The sequence below is a fragment of the Streptomyces sp. MH60 genome (assembly GCF_002939385.1).
Classification (GTDB): domain Bacteria; phylum Actinomycetota; class Actinomycetes; order Streptomycetales; family Streptomycetaceae; genus Streptomyces.
The window spans coordinates 1-1,630 of sequence record NZ_MULI01000178.1 but is presented as its reverse complement, the minus strand read 5'-3'; the positions used below and the strand labels follow the sequence as shown (position 1 = coordinate 1,630).

Sequence of the window (1,630 nt, the reverse complement as noted above, 5' to 3'; positions counted from 1 at the left end):
GACGCGGCGGGCCTCGCGGTGGGCGACCGGGTCCGGGTCGTGGCGAACGGCCGCCCCGCCGCCTTCTACCGGGTCTCCGCGCTGGTCGACGCCCCGGGTGCGGGCGGCGTCTACTTCGCGGACGGGACGGCCGCCGCGCTGGCCGGGCGCGACGCCGGGCGCGAGGGTCCGCGCGCCGGGACCGTCGACCTGATCGGCCTGCGGGCCGCCGACGGTGCCGGAGAACGGGTCGCCGCCGCCGTCCGCGAGGAAGTGGCGGGCACGGGCCTGGAGGTGACCACCGGCGCGGACCGGGGCGAGGCGGTGGCACCCGGCGTGGGGTCGGCGCGCTCGCTGCTGATCCTGCTCGCCGGTTCGCTCGGCGGGATCGTGCTGCTGATCACCGGGTTCGTCGTCGCGGGCGCGCTGGGCGTGACCATCGCCGGGCAGCGCCGCGACCTGGCGCTGATGCGGGCCGTCGGCGCGACCCCGAAGCAGATCCGCCGCCTGGCCGCCGCGCAGTCGACGGTCGTCGCGGTGATCGCGCTGGTGCCGGGCGTGGCGGTCGGCTACCTGCTGGCGGGACGCTTCCGGGACGCGCTGGCCGACCGCGGCGTCCTCCCGGACGAACTCCCGCTCGCGCTGAGCCCGTTGCCCGCGCTCGCCACCCTGCTCCTGGTGGTGGCGGCCGTACGGCTCTCCGCCCGGTGCGCGGCCTGGCGCACCTCGCGGATGCCCGCCACCGAGGCGGTCGCCGAGTCGCGCAGCGAGCCGCGCACACCGTCGCGGGGGCGGACCACCGCCGGGCTGCTGCTGATCCTCGGTGCCTGCGCGCTCTCGGTGGTGCCGCTGCTGTCCCGGACGGTCCTCGGGGCCTCGGTCACGTCCATCGCGGGCATTCTCGCCGCGATCGGCCTGGCGCTGTCCGGCCCGGCGCTGGTCCGGAGCGCGGGCGAGGCCGTCGTACGGCGGCTGCGGCCCGGGGTGGCGGCGCCGACGTGGCTGGCGCTGTCCAACGTACGGGCCTACGCCCTGCGTCTGTCGGGGGTGGTCAGTCCGCTGGCCATGGGCATCGTCTTCGTACTGACCTACACCCTCACCCAGACCACGGTGCTGGCCGCCACCTCCGAGGACACCCGCACCGGCACCCTCGCCCAGTACGAGCTGACGGCACCGGCCCTGGGCGGGCTGCCCGAGGGCACCCTGTCCGCCGTGCGGGAGGTGCCCGGCGTACGGGCGGCGGAACCGGCGGGGACGACCACGGTGGTGTGGGAGTACGAGGAGCTGGGCGAGCCCGCGGCCGAGTCGGCCTCGGCGCTGATCCTGGCGCCGGACGCCGGGGACGTCGTGGACCTCGGGGTGACGGACGGCGGCCTGGACCGGCTGACCGGGGCGACGGTCGCCGTCAGCCGTGAGGCGGCCCGCACGCGCGACGCCGGGCTCGGGAAGCGGGTGCGGCTGGTGCTCGGCGACGGGGCGCGCGTCGACGCCCGGGTCGTCGCCGTGTACGACCGGGGGCTGGGCTTCGGCCCGGTCGTCCTCTCCCGCGAACTGGCCGCCGGGCACACCACGGCCGGCCTCGACCAGCGGGCCCTGGTCCGCACCGACGGCACGCGGGAGGCGGGGCGGGCGCTCGCCGGACTGGCCGCCG

General features: G+C 78.2%; 1 protein-coding gene. It reads left to right on the top strand.

The genetic code is table 11. From position 1 onward, the window contains the following. Positions 1 to 1,630, top strand: a 1,630-nt coding sequence (locus BZZ08_RS38390) for an ABC transporter permease (protein ID WP_133169281.1), incomplete at both ends; no start/stop codon positions are given.